Here is an 18826-nt window from a genome sequence, read left to right as displayed (position 1 = left end):
TGCGTTCAGACGAGCAGACCGGCCGTCTTCTCGCGCGCCGTCGAGAAGCGCCTCTGCACATCGGCCCAGTTCGCGATGTTCCAGAACGCCTTGACGTAGTCGGCGCGCACGTTCTTGTAGTCGAGGTAGTACGCGTGCTCCCAGACATCGAGCAGCAGGAGCGGAACCGTGCCCGCCGCGAACTGCGACTGCTGGTCGAAGAACTGCTGGATGATGAGGTTCTGGCCGATCGAGTCCCAGAACAGCCCCGCCCATCCCGAGCCCTGCACTCCGAGCGCGGCGGCTCCGAAGTGGGCCTGGAATTTGTCGAACGACCCGAAGTGGTCATCGATCGCAGCCTCGAGGTCGCCCGTGGGCTTGTCCCCGCCCTCGGGCGACAGGTTGGTCCAGAAGATCGAGTGGTTCGTGTGTCCGCCGAGGTTGAACGCGAGGTCCTTCTCGAGCTTGTTCACGTTCGCGAAGTCGCCCTTGTCGCGCGCTTCGGCGAGCTGCTCGAGAGCCGTGTTCGCTCCGGTCACATAGGCCTGATGGTGCTTGTCGTGGTGCAGCTGCATGATCGTCGCACTGATGTGCGGCTCGAGCGCTGCGTAGTCGTACGGGAGGTCGGGAAGCGTGTAGGTCGCCATGTTCTCTTCTTCCTGTCGGCGCCGCGAACGGGAAGGAGGTTCTGCGGCGAGGGTGACGAGTTCATCCTACTGAGCCGCGCGGCACCCGGCAGGGGCTTGCGGCACGCTCCGCAATGGTGAAGCGAACGGACGTCAGTCCTCGACGCCGGCAGGGACGGCCGACTCGGTGCCGGGGATCTGGTCCTGCTCGGCCTTCTTGTCGGCCATCGCGAGCAGGCGGCGGATGCGCCCGGCGACGGCGTCTTTCGTAAGCGGCGGCTCGGCGTGGTGGCCGAGTTCGTCGAGACTGGCATCCCGGTGCGCGAGGCGCAGTTCGCCCGCCTGCCGCAGATGATCGGGCACCTCATCGCCGAGGATCTCGAGCGCTCGCTCCACCCGCGCGCACGCGGCGACCGCCGCCTGCGCCGAGCGTCGGAGATTCGCGTCGTCGAAGTTGACGAGGCGGTTCACCCCCGCACGCACCTCGCGGCGCTGTCGCATCCGGTCCCAGTCTGCGGCGGCGCGCACGGCGCCCATCTCGGCCAGCGCGAGACGAATGGCCTCGCCTTCCCGGACGACCACTCGCGGCACGCCGCGGACTTCGCGCGCCTTCGCGGGAATGCCGAGCCGGTGCGCCGCTCCGACGAGCGCCATGGCCGCTTCGGGCGCGGGACAGGTGATCTCCAGCGCCGCGGAGCGGCCCGGATCACTCAGCGAGCCGGTCGCGAGGAAGGCCCCCCGCCAGATCGCGGCGAGGTCAGGACGCGCGCCCGTCGTGAGCTTGTTCGGCAGGCCGCGCACCGGCCGGCGCCGCTGGTCGAGCAGCCCCGTCTGGCGAGCGAGGGTCTCACCGCCCTCGATGACGCGCACGGCGAAGTTGTTGTCCGAGCGTCCGCCCGAACCCTGCACGTGCACGAGCTCGGGGCGCACGCCGTAGATCTCCATCAGCTCGCGCGCGACGCGGCGGGCGAGCCGATCGGAGTCGAGCTCCGCTTCGACCGCCACGCGATTCGCGATCGAGTGGAGCCCCCCGGAGAACCGCAGGAGCGACGTGAGCTCGGCGACCCGGGCCGACGGGCGCGGATCCCGCACGGTGATCAGTTCGGCCTTCACGTCGGCGGTCAGCGACACGTCTCTCCTCACAGCTGGGAACGGGGACGATCGTCCAGCTTACTCCCGCGCGGCATCCTCTGCCGCCGTTCACTCTCGGCCGAGGTCGCGGTGCTTGATGCGCACCGCGACGCCGGACACCTTCGACAGGCGCTGCGCGAGCTCGCGCGACATCACGACCGAGCGGTGCTTGCCTCCGGTGCATCCGATCGCGACGACGGAATGCCGCTTGTTCTCGCGCTGATATCCCTCGAGTACGGGCACGAGGGCCTCGGCGTACGCATCGATGAACGGTTCGGCGCCCGTCTGGCGGAGCACGTAATCGCGCACCTGCGCGTCCTCGCCCGTCAGCGCGCGCAGGCCGTCATCCCAGAACGGGTTCGGCAGGAATCGCATGTCCGCCACGATGTCGGCGTCGGGCGGGAGGCCGTACTTGAATCCGAAGCTCATGATCGTGAGCGTGTGGCGTGCGGCGCCCTCTTCCGAGAAGAGATCGACGATGCGGGTCGACAGCTGGTGGACGTTGAGCAGCGACGTGTCGACGATGATGTCCGCACGCTCGCGCACTGCCGCGAGACGTTCGCGCTCCTGCCGGATGCCGTCGATGATGGTGCCGTCCCCCTGCAGCGGATGCGGGCGACGCACGGCCTCGAAACGCCGCACGAGCACATCATCGGAAGCGTCGAGGAAGATCGAGCGGACGGGCCGGCGCTCACGCAGCGTCCGCATCACCTCGGGCAGCTCGACGAAGAGGTCGCGCCCACGCGCGTCGACGACGACGGCCACCTTCGGCAGCGCCTCACCCGCGATCTCGGTCAGATCCAGCAGCGGTTTGAACATCTGCGGCGGCAGGTTGTCGACGACGTACCAGTCGAGGTCTTCCAGCGCATTCGCGGCCGTCGACCGGCCGGCTCCGGACATGCCCGTCACGATCAGCACTTCACCGGCGTCCCGCCGGGAATCGTCGCTCATGCAGTCCCCCGTCTCGGAGTTCACCCTATCGAGTCGCGAGGTGGGCGTGGATCGTCGTGGCGAGCTTCGGGCCGATGCCGGGCAGTTGCGAGATCTCGTCGGGATTCGCCGTCTTCAACGCCGCGACCGACCCGAAATGGCGCAGGAGAGCCTTGATCCTCGCCTCACCGAGCCCGGGCACCTCGGCCAGGACGCTCTGGATATCGCGACGACGGCGCTTGCGCTGGTGCGAGATGGCGAAGCGGTGCGCTTCGTCACGCAGCCGCTGCAGCAGGTAGAGCGCCTCGCTCGTGCGCGGCAGGATGACCGGGTAGTCCTCGCCCGGCAGCCACACCTCTTCGAGCCGCTTGGCGATGCCGCACAGCGCGATCTCCTCGTGCCCCGCGTCGCGCAGCGCGCGAGCGGCCGCCTCGACCTGCGGCTTGCCGCCGTCGACGACGAGCAGCTGCGGACGGTACGCGAACCGCGGTCGTCTGCGCGGCTCGGTCGCAGAATCCACAACCGCGTCCCCGGAATCGACGCCCCCGTCCCCCGAGCCCACGACCCCGCCCCCCGAGCCCGCAACCCCGGCCCCTGAGCTTGCCGAAGGGTCGGGCCGGTCGAGATATGCCAGCCGCCGCGTCAGCACCTGGTACAACGAATCGGTGTCGTCCGTCGTCTCGGCCACGCCGAACGACCGGTACTGGTCCTTGCGCGGCAGCCCGTCCTCGAACACCACCATCGACGCCACGACGTTCGTGCCGCCCAGGTGCGAGACGTCGAAGCACTCGATGCGCAGGGGCGCTTCGGCCAGGCCCAGTGCCTCCTGCAGGTCGGTGAGCGCCTGTGTGCGTGCCACGTAGTCGCTCGTGCGACGCGTCTTGTGCAGCATGAGCGCCTGCTGCGCGTTGAGCGTCGCCGTCTTCATCAGCTCGGCTTTGCGCCCGCGCCGGGCCACCTGGATCGATACGTTCCTGCCGCGCCGCGCGCGCAGCCAGGTCTCGAGCTCCGTCGCGTCGTCGGGGAGCGCCGGCACGAGCACCTGACGCGGGATGTCCGCCTCGCCCGCGTCGCCGTAGGCTCGCTGCACGATCTGGTCGACGAGGTCGCCGCCCGAGATGTCGAGCTCCTTCTCGACGGTCGTCGCACGCACACCACGGACGCGGCCGCCGCGGATGACGAAGTGCTGCACGGCTGCGGCGAGCTCGTCTTCGGCGATGCCGAACAGGTCGGCATCGGTGTCTTCGGAGAGCACCAGCGCGCTCTTGTTGAGCACCGCGTCGATCGCCTGAAGACGGTCACGGTAGACGGCGGCCGCCTCGTAGTCCATCGCGGCGGCCGCTTCTCGCATGCGGGCGGTCAGGTCGCGCGCGAACCTCTGGTCGCCGCCGGCCATGAAGGCGACGAAGTCGTCGACGACCGCGCGGTGCTCGTCGATCGTGACGCGCATCGAGCACGGACCGCCGCAACGGCCGATCTGCCCCGGAAAGCACGGGCGGCCCGTCGCCATCGCCTTCTTGTAGGACGCGTCGCTGCACGTGCGGATGGGGAAGACCTTGATGAGCTGATCGATCGTGTCGTGAACGGCCCAGACCTTCGGATACGGGCCGAAGTACTTCGCCCCCGAGATGCGCCGGTTGCGCGTCACGATGACGCGCGGTGCCTCGTCGGCGAGGGTGACGGCCATGAACGGGTAGGACTTGTCGTCGCGGTAGCGCACGTTGAAGGGCGGATCGAACTCCTTGATCCACTGGTATTCGAGCTGCAGCGAGTCGACGTCGGTTGCGACGACGGTCCATTCGACGGATGCCGCAGTCGTGACCATCCGTCGCGTGCGCTCGTGCAACGTGTGCAACGGTGCGAAATAGTTCGACAGCCGCGCGCGGAGGTTCTTCGCCTTTCCGACATACAGCACGCGCCCGTCCCGATCGCGGAAGCGATACACGCCCGGGTTCGTGGGGATCTCCCCCGGCTTCGGCTTGTAGGCGACGGTGGGGGCGGAACGGGCCACGTCAGCCCGCCTTGCGCTGGATACCCGGTCCTTGGCCTTCCAGCACTTCGGCGAGGAAGGTGCCGGTGTGGCTGCCCTCGACGCGCGCGACCCGCTCGGGGGTGCCCGTCGCGATGACCTCGCCGCCGCCGGCACCGCCCTCGGGGCCGAGATCGATGACCCAGTCCGACGACTTGATGACGTCGAGGTTGTGCTCGATCACGATGACCGTGTTGCCCTTGTCGACCAGGCCGCCCAGCACTTCGAGCAGTCGGGCCACGTCTTCGAAGTGCAGACCCGTCGTTGGCTCGTCGAGCACGTAGATCGAGCGGCCGTTCGAGCGGCGCTGCAGCTCGGTGGCGAGCTTGACGCGCTGCGCCTCGCCGCCGGACAGCGTCGTGGCGGACTGCCCGAGTCGCACGTACCCGAGGCCGACGTCGACGAGCGTCTTGAGGTAGCGGTGGATGGCCTGGATCGGCTCGAAGAACTCGGCTGCCTCGGCGATCGGCATCTCGAGCACTTCGGCGATGTTCTTGCCCTTGTAGTGCACCGACAGCGTGTCGCGGTTGTACCGCTTGCCGTGGCACACCTCGCAGTCGACGTAGACGTCAGGCAGGAAGTTCATCTCGATCTTGATCGTGCCGTCGCCCGAGCACGCCTCGCAGCGGCCGCCCTTGACGTTGAAGCTGAACCGGCCCGGCTGGTAGCCGCGCGCTTTGGCCTCGGGCGTGTCGCTGAACAGCGAGCGGATGCGGTCGAACACGCCCGTGTAGGTCGCGGGGTTGGATCGCGGTGTGCGGCCGATCGGCGCCTGGTCGACGTGCACGACCTTGTCGAGGTTGTCGAGCCCCGTCACTCGCGTGTGCTTGCCCGCGACGCGGCGTGCGCCGTTGAGACGGCTCGCGAGGACTTCGTAGAGGATGCCGTTGACCAGCGTCGACTTGCCCGACCCGCTGACGCCCGTGACGGCGGTCAGCACGCCGAGCGGGAAGTCGACCGTGATGTTCTTGAGGTTGTTCTCCCGCGCGCCCACGACCGTGATCTGACGCTTCTTGTCGATCTTGCGCCGTTTCGCCGGCGTCGGGATCTCGCGGCGCCCCGCGAGGTAGTCGCCCGTGATCGACGCCGGGTCGTCGAGGAGTGACGCGAGCGGACCCGAGTGCACCACTTCACCGCCGTCGACACCGGCACGCGGGCCGATGTCGACGATCCAGTCGGCCGCGTGGATCGTCTCCTCATCGTGCTCGACGACGATGAGCGTGTTGCCCAGGTCGCGCAGGGTGAGCAGCGTCTCGATCAGACGGCGGTTGTCGCGTTGGTGCAGGCCGATCGAGGGCTCGTCGAGCACGTACAGCACGCCGGTCAGCCCCGAGCCGATCTGCGTCGCCAGACGGATGCGCTGCGCTTCGCCGCCCGACAGCGAGCCGGCCGCCCGGCCGAGACTCAGATAGTTCAGCCCCACCTGGAGGAGGAAATCGAGGCGCGCGCGGATCTCGCGCAGCACCGCCGCGGCGATCTGCGCTTCGCGCTCGGTCAGTTCGAGCGTCGCGAAGAACTCCTGCGATTCGGCGAGACTCAGCCGCGACGCGTCGGCGATGGAATGCCCGTGCACGAGCACGGCGAGGACTTCGGGCTTGAGTCGGTCGCCGTCGCAGACGGGACACGGCACTTCGCGCAGGTACTCGGACCACCGCTGCCGCTGCGTGTCGGACTCGGCCTGCAGGTACTGCCGCTCGATGTACGGGACGACACCCTCGAACCCCGACGTGTAGCGCATCTCGCGCCCGTAGCGGTTTCGCCACTTGACCGAGACCTTGTAATCCTCACCGCGCAGCACGGCTTCGCGCACCGATTCGGGCAGGTCCTTCCACGGCGTCTCGAGCGAGAACTCGAGGTCGCGTGCGAGGCCTTCGAGCAGCCGCTCGTAGTACTGATAGAGCCCCTTGCCCTGCGTCGTCCACGGCACCAGGACGCCCTCGCTGATCGAGAGCTCCTCATCGCCGAGCATGAGCTCGACATCGACCGACATGCGGGTGCCCAGACCCGAGCACGCGGGACACGCGCCGAACGGCGCGTTGAACGAGAAGGTGCGCGGCTCGATCTCGGTCAGCTGCAACGCGTGACCGTTCGGGCACGCGAGCTTCTCTGAGAAGGACTGCCACGCGTCGTCGCCCTCTTCGTCGACGAAGTTGACCTGCACGATGCCGCCGGCAAGGCCCAGTGCCGTCTCGACCGAATCGGTGACGCGACTGAGGGTGTTCGGGCCGGCGACGAGCCGGTCGACGACGACGGCGATGTCGTGCTTGTAGCTTTTCTTGAGCTTCGGCGGCTCGGCGAGCTGGATGAGTTCGCCGTCGACGATCGCCCGGGCGTATCCCTTCGCACCGAGCTCGGCGAAGAGATCGACGAATTCGCCCTTCTTCTGGGAGACGACCGGGGCGACGACCTGGTAGCGCGTGCGCTCGGGCAGCTCCATGAGCTGGTCGGCGATCTGCTGCACCGTCTGGCGCTGGATCCGCTCGCCGCACTCGGGACAGTGCGGCACGCCGATGCGCGCCCACAGCAGGCGCATGTAGTCGTGGATCTCGGTGATCGTGCCGACCGTCGAGCGCGGGTTGCGGTTGGTCGACTTCTGGTCGATCGACACGGCGGGGCTGAGCCCCTCGATGAAATCGACGTCGGGGCGGTCGACCTGACCGAGGAACTGACGCGCATAGGCGCTCAGCGACTCGACGTAGCGGCGCTGGCCCTCGGCGAAGATCGTGTCGAACGCGAGACTCGACTTGCCCGACCCCGAGAGCCCCGTGAACACCACGAGCGAATCGCGCGGGATGTCGAGATCGACGTTCTTGAGATTGTGCACGCGAGCGCCGCGCACGCTGAGCGTGCCACTCCCGTGCCCGGATGCGGGGAACGGGCGCGTGACGGCGTGGCTCTGACCGGAGCCTCCGGGCGTGTGATCAGGCGTGGTGACGGGGACGATGGGCACCCGACAAGTTTAGGTGCGGCCTCGGACACGGGATCGAAAGCGTGTTCGCCTCGCGCGAATCTGCGCGGACGACGAGCGGATGCCGCGGGTCCGACCCGCGGCATCCGTTCGTTCAGCCGCCGCTGATCACCACACGAGGACGGGGAAGCGGAAGCTCTTCGATCCGTCGTGCGCGTCGCTGCCGGCGTACGTCGCCGAGAGCAGGTGCAGACCGCGGCTCAGCGTCGGCAGCGTCACCGAGACGACGCCGCGGTCCTTCGCCGTGAGGGTCGCCGTCGCGATGCGACGGTTGCCGTCGAAGATCGCGACCTCGCCCGTCGGGGTGCCTTTCGCGGCGATGACGGCGACGTTGTACTGGATCTTCGTGCCGTGCTTGGCGAGGATCTTGCTCGGCACGCCGAGTGTGATCGTCGCGCTCTTGGCGACCGGCTCGGCGATCGTGATCGGCACCTCGATCGCCGTTCCTGCCAGCGTCGTGATCGTCAGCGCTACGGCGCCGCTCACCCCGGTCGGCACCGTGACCGACAGGTTCGCGGTTCCCGTGACATCGAGCACCTCGTTGCCCACCGTGGAATCCACGGGCGCCGTGCCGACGACCGTGCCGTCGATCGCCACCGACACCGTGTCGGCCTTCGGCTCGGTGGTCGAGAAGTCGAGCGACGAGAGCGAGATGTCGATCGTCGAGCCGGCGGTGTACCCGCCTGCCGGCGGTGCCGACAGCACGAGCCCGATCGAACGCTGCGCGTAGTCGGGCGACGCCGTGCCGACGAAGGCCATGTAGTCGACCATCGCCGCGAGGTCGGCCTGTCCCGTGTCGGCCTTCGCCGTTCCCTGCGTGAACGCGGCGAAGTTGTCCCCACCTGCGGCGAGGAACGAGTTCGCCACGACGCGGTACTCCCCCGCCGGATCGATCGGCGCGCCGTCGAACTGGGCGTTCGCCACGCGGCTGCCGGCCGCTGCCGTCGAGTCGAACGTGTAGGTGAGTCCCTTCGAGACGCCGAGCTTGAGGAACGGTCGAGTCGCTCCCGCCGGCTGCCACTGCTGTTCGAGCAGTGTCGTGAGCTGCGCGCCCGTCAGCGTGAGCGCGACGAGCGTGTTGGCGAAGGGCTGGACGCTCGCGGCCTCGCGGTATGTGAGCACACCGTCCGGCGCATACGTCATGTCGGTGCGCAGACCCCCGGGATTCATGAACGCGATCTGCGCGGTCGGGTCCGTGCGCTGCACGGCCCACAGCTGCGCGTCGGCGACGAAGTTGCCGAGCGTCGATTCAGCGCCCCGGTTCTCGGTCGTGCCGTTGGCGAGCTTGGCGCGGTTGATGTCCGCCGACAGCGTGCCGAGCGGCGCCGCTCCGAGCGGACCCGCGTCGATGACCGCCTGATCGACGATGGCCTGGACGGTCGGGTCGGGCGCGTAGGCGGCGACGCCGCCCTCGAGGTACATGGAATATACGGTGTTGTCCATCGACTGCACCGTCTTGCTGTCGGGGTCGATCGTGATCACCATGTTGCTGAACTTCTCGCCGTACTGTCCCGACGAGATGACGGGACGAAGCCCCGCGTCGCCCGCGTAAGGCACCTGATGCGAGTACGCCAGGTGAGTGTGTCCGGAGACGATCGCGTTGACCTCGGAGTTCACGCCGTTGACGATCGCGCCGAAATTCGTCGTCGGGTCTGTCGCCGTCTCGTACGACGTGTCCTCGGCCCCTTCGTGCACGAGCAGCACGATGACGTCGGCCTCGCCGTTCGACGGGTCACCGTCGCTGAGGTCGTCGGCGACGGCGTTGACGCTCGACACGATCGGCAGCACGTCGAGCGTCGCGATGCCCGCGGGATTGACCAGCGACGGCAGGTCTTCGGTCACGGCTCCGATGAAGCCGACCGACACCCCGTCGACCGCGCGCACCCAGTACGGCGCGAGCGCGAGGTCGTCGGTCTCGGTGTCCCAGACGTTCGCGCTGATGTACTCCCAATCCGCCGCACTCTGCACACGGTCGCGCAAGTCGGCCCAGCCGCCGTCGAACTCGTGGTTGCCGGCCGCGCTGACATCCAGGCCCGCCGCGTTGAGCGCCTGGATCGTCGGCAGATCCTGCTGGATGAACGACTCGAACGTCGATGCGCCGATGAGGTCGCCGGCCGCCGCGAAGATCGTGTTGTCGTTCGCCTCGCGAAACGACGTGACCGCCGTCGCGAGCGCGGCGGCGCCGCCGGCGGGCGCGGATGCCGCGATGCGCCCGTGGAAGTCGTTCATCGTCACGAGATTGACCGTGACGGGGTCGGCGGCCTGGGCCGGAACGGCGACGAAGGCTCCTGCTCCGAGTACCGCGGCGGTGAGCGCCGCTCCGACGGCGAGGCGTCGACGTGACGCGGCGCGGCCGGGTTGTGACCTGTTTCGCATGTGACTGCTTCCTCTGAATGGAATCGGGCAGACACGTCCGCGCGTGATCACCACGACGTGACGCGCCGATGCCGAGCCTAGGACTCCGCGCCGCCGCGCAACAGAGAAATGAGAGGGTGCTCACACACCGGTGCCGTGCAAACGGCGGCGGTTCTGTGCGATGCGTGCATCCGAGCGGTCAGGCGTGCCCCGCGCGCTCCATGGCGCGCAGGTCGCGCTTGAGATCCTGCACTTCGTCGCGCAGGCGCGCCGCGAGCTCGAACTTGAGCTCTTCGGCCGCGACGAGCATCTGCGAGCTGAGGTCGGCGATCGTCGCCTCGAGCTGCTCGGCGCCCTCGGCCGCGATCCCCTCGCGCGCGCCCTTCGAACTCAGCGACCGCGGCGTCGGCGCTTTGCCCTTGCCCGACGCGAGGCGCGACGAATCCCGGCGCGACAGCATTCGATCGGTGTCGGATGCCTCGCGGGCGAGCGCGTCGGTGATGTCGGCGATGCGCTTGCGCAGCGGCTGCGGATCGATTCCGTGCTCTTTGTTGTAGGCGAGCTGCTTGTCGCGACGCCGATCGGTCTCTTCGATCGCGTTGCGCATGGAGTCGGTCACCCGGTCGGCGTACATGTGCACTTCGCCCGAGACGTTGCGCGCCGCACGGCCGATCGTCTGGATGAGCGACGTGCCGCTGCGCAGGAACCCCTCTTTGTCGGCGTCGAGGATCGCCACGAGCGATACTTCGGGCAGGTCGAGACCCTCGCGCAGCAGGTTGATGCCGACGAGCACGTCGTAGACGCCCGCGCGCAGCTCGCTCAGCAGCTCGACCCGGCGCAGCGTGTCGACGTCGGAGTGCAGGTAGCGCACGCGCACGCCGTGCTCACCGAGGAAGTCGGTGAGCTCTTCGGCCATCTTCTTCGTGAGGGTCGTCACGAGCACGCGCTCGTCACGTTCGGCACGCAGCCGGATCTCCTCGAGGAGGTCGTCGATCTGGCCCTTCGACGGCTTCACGATGATCTGGGGGTCGACGAGACCCGTGGGGCGGATGATCTGCTCGACGACGCCGTCGGCGATGCCCATCTCGTAGCGCCCGGGGGTCGCGGAGAGATAGACGGTCTGGCCCACGCGGTTCTTGAACTCGTCCCAGCGCAGCGGTCGGTTGTCCATCGCGCTGGGCAGGCGGAAGCCGTGCTCGACGAGAGTGCGCTTGCGCGACGCGTCGCCCTCGTACATGGCGCCGATCTGGGGCACCGTCACGTGCGATTCGTCGATGACCATCAGGAAGTCGTCGGGAAAGAAGTCCAGCAGCGTGTGCGGCGGCTCGCCCGGCCCGCGACCGTCGAGGTGACGGGAGTAGTTCTCGATACCCGAGCAGAAGCCCAGCTGCTGCAGCATCTCGAGATCGAACGTCGTGCGCATGCGCAGGCGCTGCGCCTCGAGCAGCTTGTTCTGCGACTCGAGCTCTTTCAGCCGCTCTTCGAGCTCGTGCTCGATCGTGCCGATCGCGCGATGCACCGTGTCGGTGCCCGCCGCGTAGTGCGTCGCGGGGAAGATCGGCACCGAATCGAGCTTCTGCACGACATCGCCCGTGAGGGGATGCAACATGAACAGACCCTCGATCTCATCGCCGAACATCTCGATGCGCACGGCGTACTCCTCGTACACCGGAATGATCTCGATCGTGTCGCCGCGCACGCGGAAGTTTCCGCGCGAGAAGTCGACGTCGTTGCGGTTGTACTGCATCGCGATGAACTTGCGGATCAGCGCGTCGCGGTCGTACCTCTCGCCCAGCTGCAGGGCGACCATCGCCCGCAGATACTCTTCGGGCGAGCCGAGACCATAGATGCACGACACGGTCGACACCACGACGACATCGCGACGGCTGAGCAGCGAGTTCGTCGTCGAGTGGCGCAGTCGCTCGACCTCGGCGTTGATCGACGAGTCCTTCTCGATGAAGGTGTCCGTCTGCGGGACGTACGCCTCGGGCTGGTAATAGTCGTAGTACGACACGAAGTACTCGACGGCGTTGTTCGGCATGAGCTCGCGGAACTCGTTCGCGAGCTGCGCCGCGAGCGTCTTGTTGTGCGCGAGCACGAGGGTCGGGCGCTGCACCGCCTCGACGAGCCACGCCGTCGTCGCCGACTTTCCGGTTCCGGTCGCACCGAGGAGCACGACATCGGTCTCGCCCGCGTTGATGCGCGCCGCGAGTTCGGCGATCGCCTGAGGCTGATCTCCGGATGGGGAATAGTCGCTGATGACCTCGAAGGGCCGCACGGAACGTGTCGTCTGCACCTTTCCAGCGTAGGCGCGGGCTCCGACATCGGGGCGCGTCGGACCTCAGCCCGCTCGAGAAGTCAGCGCGCGGCGCGTTGCGCGATGTGCTGCGGGAGCGCGTCCCACAGCGCGTCGACCTGCCGCATCGTGTCCTCGATCGTGCCCGTCGTGTCGACCACGACATCGGCGACCGCGAGGCGCGCGGCGTCGGTCACCTGCGACGCGAGACGCGCGTCGGCGTCTGCTTCGGCCATCCCCCGCAGCTCGACGAGCCTCGTTCGCCGCACGTCGGCCGGCGCGTGCGCGACGACGATGAGCTGCCACGGGTCTTCGACGCGGGCTTCGACCAGGAGCGGCACGTCGTAGACGATGACGGCATCGGGGTCGATCGCGAAGGCCGCGGCGAAGCGCCGCTGCGACTCGACGCCCACGGCGGGATGCACGATGGCGTTGAGCCGCGCGACCGCCGCGGGGTCGCCGAAGGCCTTCGCCGCGAGGGCCGCGCGGTCGAGGGCGCCGTCGGGCAGGATGACGTCTTCGCCGAACTCGGCGGCGAGCGCCGCGAGCACAGGTGAGCCCGCGCTCTGCACGTCGCGGACGATCTGGTCGGCGTCGACCACGACGGCACCGTGATCGGCGAGACGGGCGGCGATCGTGGACTTCCCCGACGCGATCCCGCCGGTGAGGGCGATGAGCGGCATGTGACGAGCATGCCATGACGGCATCCCCGATCCGAGTCGAACAATATTCACGCGCATGAAATCTCAGTTTCGGCTCAGGACGACGATCCTTGGATCCCCCTGAGGTGCGCACAAGCCGGGGCTGAGGATGCGGCCATAGCTTCGAGATGTCGCAGAAACCGCGGGTCAACCCACAACGGAGGATCCGGTCGCGACTCCCGAACCTCACGAAAGGCCATCATGTCCGCATCCGTCACCCAGCCCGAGACCCGCCGCAAGAACAAGCGTCGCCCGATCGTCGCCTTCGCCCTGGCCACCCTCGCGGTCGGCGGCGTGGGCGCAGCGCTCACCAGCGCCGCCTGGACCGACAACGTCTTCGCCGCCGCACCCGCCGATGCCGCGACGTTCGACCTCCAGGCCTCGCTCGACGGAGTCACCTGGCAGCAGTCCGACAAGAAGGACGCCGTCGAACTCGTCGTCCCGGCGACGACGTTCGCGAAGCTCCTGCCCGGCCAGACGCGCACCGTCACGCTGCACGTCAAGAACTTCGGCAACGTCAGCGCGGCCGTGGTGCCGAGCGTCGAGTGGGCCGGATCCACGTTCCTCACCGAACCGACGGCGCAGGTCTCCGGCCTGGCTACGACGCTCGCCCCGGCCGGAACCATCCGCGACACGAGCACCTTCACGCTCACGGTCACCGCACCGGCGGACTGGAAGCCCGAGAACAAGGGCAAGACCGGAACGATCATCGTCACCGTCGCGGGCGAAGCCGCGGCCTGACGCACCTCTTCCGAACGACACGAGACCGACAGGAGATCATCATGCAGGCACTGCGTCGCGTCACGATGGTCGCCCTGTGGGCGCTCGCCGTCGTCGGAGTGGCGAGCGGTGTGGTCTGGGGGGCCACCGCTGCCGGCATGATCAAGCCGCTCATCGTGATCTCGGGTTCCATGGAGCCCGAGATCACGACGGGCGACCTGCTCATCGCCACCAAGAAGCCCGTCGCCGATCTGGGGGTCGGTGACGTCGTGAGCTTGCCCAGCGAGCTCACGAGCACACTCGTGACGCACCGCATCGTGGAGATCACGGCCGAGGGGGACGGCAGTGTCATCACGATGAAGGGCGACGCGAACGAGTTCGAGGACGCCCTCGACTACCGCGTGGCCGGCGCGGTGTGGATGCCGCAGATGCAGGTGCCCGGCGCGGGCGCCGTCATCGCGCGCATCTCCACCCCCGCTGTCGCGGTGCCCCTGCTGATCGGTCTCGTCGCTCTCCTCGGGCTGACGTGGCTGATCCCCGCTCCCGAGTCCCGCGGAACCCGAAAAGCCGGGGACTCGGGAGCACTCCTGCCGGAGGTCGCGCGATGAGCCGTGCGACCGCCGCGGACCGCGTCGCGGTGGGGGCCGCGACACCGGCCGACGTGGGGACGTCGGCCGGTCGGTCTGTTCGCGCGCGTGGCCGTGCGCGCTCCGGCATCCTGTCGCTGCTCGCGGCGCTCGCTCTGATCCTGGGGGTCGGGGCGGGCGCTGCGGCGGCGCAGTCGACGCTCAGTGCGTGGACCGATCCGGTACGGGCGGTCGCGACCGTGAGCGCGGGCCAGTGGGAGGCCCCGGCGACGCTCGGCTGCATCGCGATGAACGCCGACGGCAGTGTCAAGAACAACGGGCACTGCGCCGTCACCTCGGTCGTCTTCGACCAGTGGGGCACGGACGCCGGCCATCACCGCAACTACTACGTCACCGTCACCAGCAACGCGGGCAACGGGTACGTCGTCGTCACGATCGATCTGGCCTCCGCCCGGATGCGCTCGGACACGGGCACCGGCACCTGGAGGTGGGAGAACGCCGCGACGACCGGCGGTCACCTCGCACCGTCGTCGGCGTGCGCGGACCTGCCGCTGCTGACGGCGAGCACGCCGCTCGGATGGGGCGGGTCGGGTCAGTTCTACCTGCCGATGGTCGACAACCGCGCATCGACGCCGGCGGGATCGGTCACGTGCCGGTGAGTCCAGACGTGCCCGGCAGAGCGTTCCGTCGCCTCTTCTGGGATATCATCACGGTTGTCGACTCGGCGACCGAGTTCGATGAGTCGGATGCCGGGGGTGTGCACGTGCAGGACAGCCGCGTCGCCGTCGTGATCGAAGACGAAGCCGACATCCGGCAGCTCCTGAGCGATGTCCTCGAAGCCGCGGGCTTCACGGTGCATGCGGCCGGATCCGGACTCGATGGCATCGAGCTCGTCCGGACGAAGCAACCCGTCGTGACGACGCTGGATGTCAGCATGCCGGGCATCGACGGGTTCGAGACGGCCAAGCGGATCCGCGCCATCAGCAGCACATACATCGTGATGCTCACGGCGCGCAGCGAAGAGATCGATGCGCTGCAGGGGCTCGAATCCGGTGCCGACGATTACGTCACGAAGCCCTTCCGGCCCCGTGAGCTGCGCGCGCGCATCGATGCGATGCTGCGTCGCCCCCGCGTGCACACCGCCGCGGGCGACGCGCCTGCCGATCCCCCGCAATCGTCGTCGACGACGGTCCGGGATCCGGATGACGGCTGGCTCGAGCACCGCGGACTGCGCGTGCACCCGGACATGCGCCTCGCGACGCGCGACGGGCAGAACCTCGATCTGACGCGCAGCGAGTTCGACATCGTCGTCGACCTCCTCACCGCGCGCGGCCGTGTCGTCAGCAAGACCGACCTCGCCCTCATGCTGCGTGGTGACCACTACAGCACGAACGGCTTCGTCAGCGACGCCGATGCGCGCGCGATCGAGGTGCACATGGCGAATGTGCGCCGCAAGCTCGGCGAGACGCCGACACGGCCGCGCTGGATCGAGACCGTGCGCGGTGTGGGCTACCGGCTCACGCGGTGATCACGACGTCACGACGACGGCCGCCTCGGCGGCGTGCGCGGCGTCCGTCGCCGCCCGCCGCGCTCCGCGCATGAGCGCTGCGGGCTCGTAGCCCGTCGTGTCGCTGAGGGTCACGCCCACGCCCACGACCGGGATCACCGCCCCCACGACTCCCGACAGCTCGTCGAAGAGCCCCCGGCGGATGCGTTCCGCCGTGCGGCGCGCTTCGGCGGGCGACCCCGGCTGGATGCCCACGAAGAGGCCCGTCGGTCCGTCCTGGCCGACGAACGCGCTCGTCGGTGCGAAGCGCCGCACGACCGTGCGGAACGCGTCGGCGACGCTCGCGGCCGCCTCCGTCCCGAAGGCCGTCGAGATCGCCGGCAGATCGTCGATGCGCACCGAGATGACGCCGACGAGTTCGCCGCGGCGTCGCGCGCGACCGCTCATCCCCAGCAGCACGTACGCGAAGGACAACTCGGGCAGCACGTCGTCGTCGGTGAGGGCGAGGTCGCGCGACGCGACGACACCCACCGATCCGGCGCGGTCCGACAGCAGCACCGAGGTCACGACGACCGCGACGATCGTCGTCAGGGTGGTGATGAAGCTCGTGGGGATCGTGTCCAGCCACGTGCGGAAAACGTCGCTCTCCGGGCCGGCGACGAGGAACACGACCGTGCGCACGAGGTAGAACACGGACTGGAATCCGAGCACCGCGACGAGACTCCACGCGTTGCGGTTGCGACCCATGTCGCCACGCAGACTCTCGACGGCGCCCAGGGCGGCGAAGATGAGGATGCCGACGAACATGACCGGCGCCCCCGCCCACCCTCCGCCCTCGGGTCCCGCGACGACGACTGCGCCGATGGCCACAACCGCGGTGGCCGCCACGACGAGGCCCGCCACGAGCATGCGTCGTGTGTTGTAGGCGCGGCATCCGAGCCAGATGCAGCCCGGGATCGCCACGAAGGCCCCGTTTCCGATCGCGATCGCCCACCAGGCCTCCGGCGCCGCCGACCAGACGAGATAGCTGACCGATGTCAGCACGGCGGCGAGGAACGCCAGACCCCACATGCGACCCGCACCATCGTCGCGCCGCAGGATCGATCCCAGGATGAACACGACGCTGCTCGCGACGACGACGACGGTCGTCATCACCGAGACGGAGAAGAGGTCGAGGGTCATACGGTTCCTTCCGGTGCTTCCAGGCGATGCGCCCCCAAGGGCAGTCGCACCACGAACGTCGTTCCCGACCCCAGTTCGCTTCGCACCGTGATCTCGCCGCCGTGGGAGCGGACGATGTCCCGGCTGATCGCCAATCCCAGCCCGCTGCCGTGCGTCGACGTCATGCGCACGGCGTCGGAGCGGAAGAACCGATGGAACAGCCGCGGCATCTCGGCATCCGAGATCCCCCGGCCCGAATCCCGCACGACGATCCACGCGTGTACGTCATCGGTCGTGGTGCCGACCTCGATCGATCCGCCGTCCTTGTTGTACTTGACGGCATTGGAGAGCAGGTTGTCGAGCACTTGACGGATCCGCGATGCGTCGACGAAGGCGACGGCGCTCTCGACCCCGGAGGAATCGATCCGGATGCCGCGCTCCGCGGCGCGCGGATCCTGCAGCTCGATCGCGGCGATCGCGATCGCGGCGATGTCGGTCTGCTGCGGGCGGATGCTGAGTTCGACCGTCGTGCGATCAGAGCTGGATGCCGCGAGGATGTCGGACACGATCGAAAGCAGCCGGTGCGCGTTGCGCTCGGCGACTTCGAGCCCGCGGCGCGCGGACGGCGACAGATCTTCGTCGAGCACGAGGTCGAGGTAGCCGACGATCGCGGTGAGGGGCGTACGCAGTTCGTGCGACACCGACGCCACGAGGTCCTCACGGGCACGCACGGCGATGAGCTCGGTCGTGATGTCGCGCGAGACGATGACGGTTCCCGTCACCTGCCCGTCGTCGTCGCTGAGGTGCCGCGCCGTCACGGTGAGCGCACGGCGCTGCTCACCCGGCTCGCCGAACCAGACGACCTCGTCGTCGAACGTCTCACCGCGCATCGCCCGGGCGAGGGGCTGCTCGTCGGCGGGCAGGAGCGTGATCCCGTCGCGCGAATAGGCGGGCACGAGGGTCGTCGCCTCCTGTTCGGCTCGGGTGTCCTTGACGCGCTGCAGGCGTCCGTGCGCGTCGTTGCGCACCGCGATGCGGCCGTCTTCGCCCACCCGGATGATGCCGAAGTCGACGGCATCCAGCACGCTCGTCACGGTCTGCTCCTGCTGACGGGCGTTCTCGAGAGCCTTGCCGAGGATGCGCGTCTGGCTGTCGAGGAGAATCCGCTGCACGCGCGAGCGCCGCGCCGTGAGGTAGCTCGTCGTCGACAGGGCGATGACAGCCATTGGCAGCAGCAGCGCCGAGAACGTCAGTGGCCGATCGGGCAAGAACGTCTGGAATCCGTAGATGGTGCAGATGCTGAGGATCGACACGAACAGACCCACGAGGCCGAACCCCGATGCGAGCCACATCGCGGGAAAGATCCACAGCAGCCCGAACCCCGCCGTCGGGCTGGATTCGCGCATGAACGCGATGGCCGCGACGTCCGCGAGCGGCAGCACGATACTCACCCACTGCGGGAGGCTGTTCCACGGCACCGCGATCGCCACACCGCCTCCGACGAACACGACGAGGACCGCGGCGAAGAAGATCGGCGTGTCACCGGGAAAGTCGCCGATGACGGCGATCAGCGTGACGATGAGCACGACGGCGCCCAGCAGGAGCTGGTTGAGCACCGTCGTTCGGGCCCGCGTCCGGTCCTCGAACTGCGCACGACCGACGCGGCGGCGGAGTGCGGGCGGCCAGGACATGGTGCGACGCTACCGCGCGGGGTGCGCTCGGCGCTGCTCGCCGCTCCGGATGCCGCGGGTGCGGCATCCGTCTCGTGAAACGCCGAAGAGGCCAGGACCCGAAGGTCCTGGCCTCTTGGCGGTGTCGAGGAGGATACTCCCCGAT

14 protein-coding genes are annotated in these 18826 nt (G+C 68.7%); 4 read left to right on the top strand and 10 right to left on the bottom strand.

Annotated elements, in window-relative coordinates:
- Positions 1–5: 5 nt before the first annotated feature.
- The 8 genes from ACFC3F_RS02755 to coaE form a co-directional block, all read right to left on the bottom strand.
- Positions 6–626, bottom strand: a complete 621-nt coding sequence (locus ACFC3F_RS02755) for a superoxide dismutase (RefSeq protein ID WP_376126337.1) — start codon at positions 624–626, stop codon at positions 6–8.
- Between the two features lie 132 nt (positions 627–758).
- Positions 759–1736, bottom strand: a complete 978-nt coding sequence (gene whiA / locus ACFC3F_RS02750; protein ID WP_376126334.1) for a DNA-binding protein WhiA — start codon at positions 1734–1736, stop codon at positions 759–761.
- A gap of 69 nt (positions 1737–1805) precedes the next feature.
- Positions 1806–2687: an RNase adapter RapZ gene (gene rapZ, locus ACFC3F_RS02745; RefSeq protein WP_376126331.1), complete on the bottom strand. Its 882-nt coding sequence runs from the start codon at positions 2685–2687 to the stop codon at positions 1806–1808.
- A gap of 25 nt (positions 2688–2712) precedes the next feature.
- Positions 2713–4677, bottom strand: coding sequence for an excinuclease ABC subunit UvrC (gene uvrC / locus ACFC3F_RS02740; protein WP_376126330.1), 1965 nt, complete (start codon positions 4675–4677; stop codon positions 2713–2715).
- Between the two features lies 1 nt (position 4678).
- Positions 4679–7534 (bottom strand): excinuclease ABC subunit UvrA, encoded by a 2856-nt coding sequence (gene uvrA, locus ACFC3F_RS02735; protein ID WP_376126524.1) that lies wholly within the window; start codon positions 7532–7534, stop codon positions 4679–4681.
- A 237-nt stretch (positions 7535–7771) separates the two neighbouring features.
- Positions 7772–10039 carry a bifunctional metallophosphatase/5'-nucleotidase gene (locus ACFC3F_RS02730; protein ID WP_376126327.1) on the bottom strand — a complete coding sequence of 756 codons (2268 nt, stop codon included), beginning with the start codon at positions 10037–10039 and terminating at the stop codon, positions 7772–7774.
- A 178-nt stretch (positions 10040–10217) separates the two neighbouring features.
- A complete protein-coding gene (uvrB, locus tag ACFC3F_RS02725) occupies positions 10218–12314 on the bottom strand; it encodes an excinuclease ABC subunit UvrB (RefSeq protein ID WP_376126324.1) in 2097 nt (698 codons plus the stop codon).
- Between the two features lie 62 nt (positions 12315–12376).
- The gene (gene coaE, locus ACFC3F_RS02720; RefSeq protein WP_376126321.1) at positions 12377–12997 is read right to left on the bottom strand and encodes a dephospho-CoA kinase; all 621 of its coding nucleotides are present in this window, start codon (positions 12995–12997) and stop codon (positions 12377–12379) included.
- A 219-nt stretch (positions 12998–13216) separates the two neighbouring features.
- On the opposite strand from coaE, the gene ACFC3F_RS02715 reads away from it, so the two are divergent.
- Genes ACFC3F_RS02715 through ACFC3F_RS02700 form a run of 4 tightly spaced genes read left to right on the top strand, consistent with a single transcriptional unit; the run spans position 13217 to position 15850 of the window.
- On the top strand, positions 13217–13756 hold the full coding sequence (locus tag ACFC3F_RS02715; RefSeq protein ID WP_376126318.1) for a hypothetical protein: 540 nt from the start codon (positions 13217–13219) through the stop codon (positions 13754–13756).
- Positions 13757–13797: 41 nt separating this feature from the next.
- A complete protein-coding gene (locus ACFC3F_RS02710; protein ID WP_376126316.1) occupies positions 13798–14343 on the top strand; it encodes a signal peptidase I in 546 nt (181 codons plus the stop codon).
- Positions 14340–14981 carry a hypothetical protein gene (locus ACFC3F_RS02705; protein ID WP_376126313.1) on the top strand — a complete coding sequence of 214 codons (642 nt, stop codon included), beginning with the start codon at positions 14340–14342 and terminating at the stop codon, positions 14979–14981. The genes ACFC3F_RS02710 and ACFC3F_RS02705 overlap by 4 nt, the downstream gene beginning before the upstream one ends.
- Before the next feature lie 8 nt (positions 14982–14989).
- On the top strand, positions 14990–15850 hold the full coding sequence (locus ACFC3F_RS02700) for a response regulator transcription factor (RefSeq protein ID WP_376126310.1): 861 nt from the start codon (positions 14990–14992) through the stop codon (positions 15848–15850).
- Here the strand turns inward: ACFC3F_RS02700 and ACFC3F_RS02695 are convergent, their stop codons facing one another.
- Positions 15851–17011: a hypothetical protein gene (locus ACFC3F_RS02695; protein ID WP_376126307.1), complete on the bottom strand. Its 1161-nt coding sequence runs from the start codon at positions 17009–17011 to the stop codon at positions 15851–15853. It lies immediately after the preceding gene.
- On the bottom strand, positions 17008–18681 hold the full coding sequence (locus ACFC3F_RS02690) for a sensor histidine kinase (protein WP_376126305.1): 1674 nt from the start codon (positions 18679–18681) through the stop codon (positions 17008–17010). The genes ACFC3F_RS02695 and ACFC3F_RS02690 overlap by 4 nt, the downstream gene beginning before the upstream one ends.
- Positions 18682–18826: the final 145 nt, after the last annotated feature.

Source organism: Microbacterium sp. NPDC055910 (assembly GCF_042271185.1).
In the GTDB taxonomy this organism is placed as follows: Bacteria; Actinomycetota; Actinomycetes; order Actinomycetales; family Microbacteriaceae; genus Microbacterium.
Note: the sequence above shows the minus strand (reverse complement) of the source record. Positions and strands in the feature narration are given on the sequence as shown.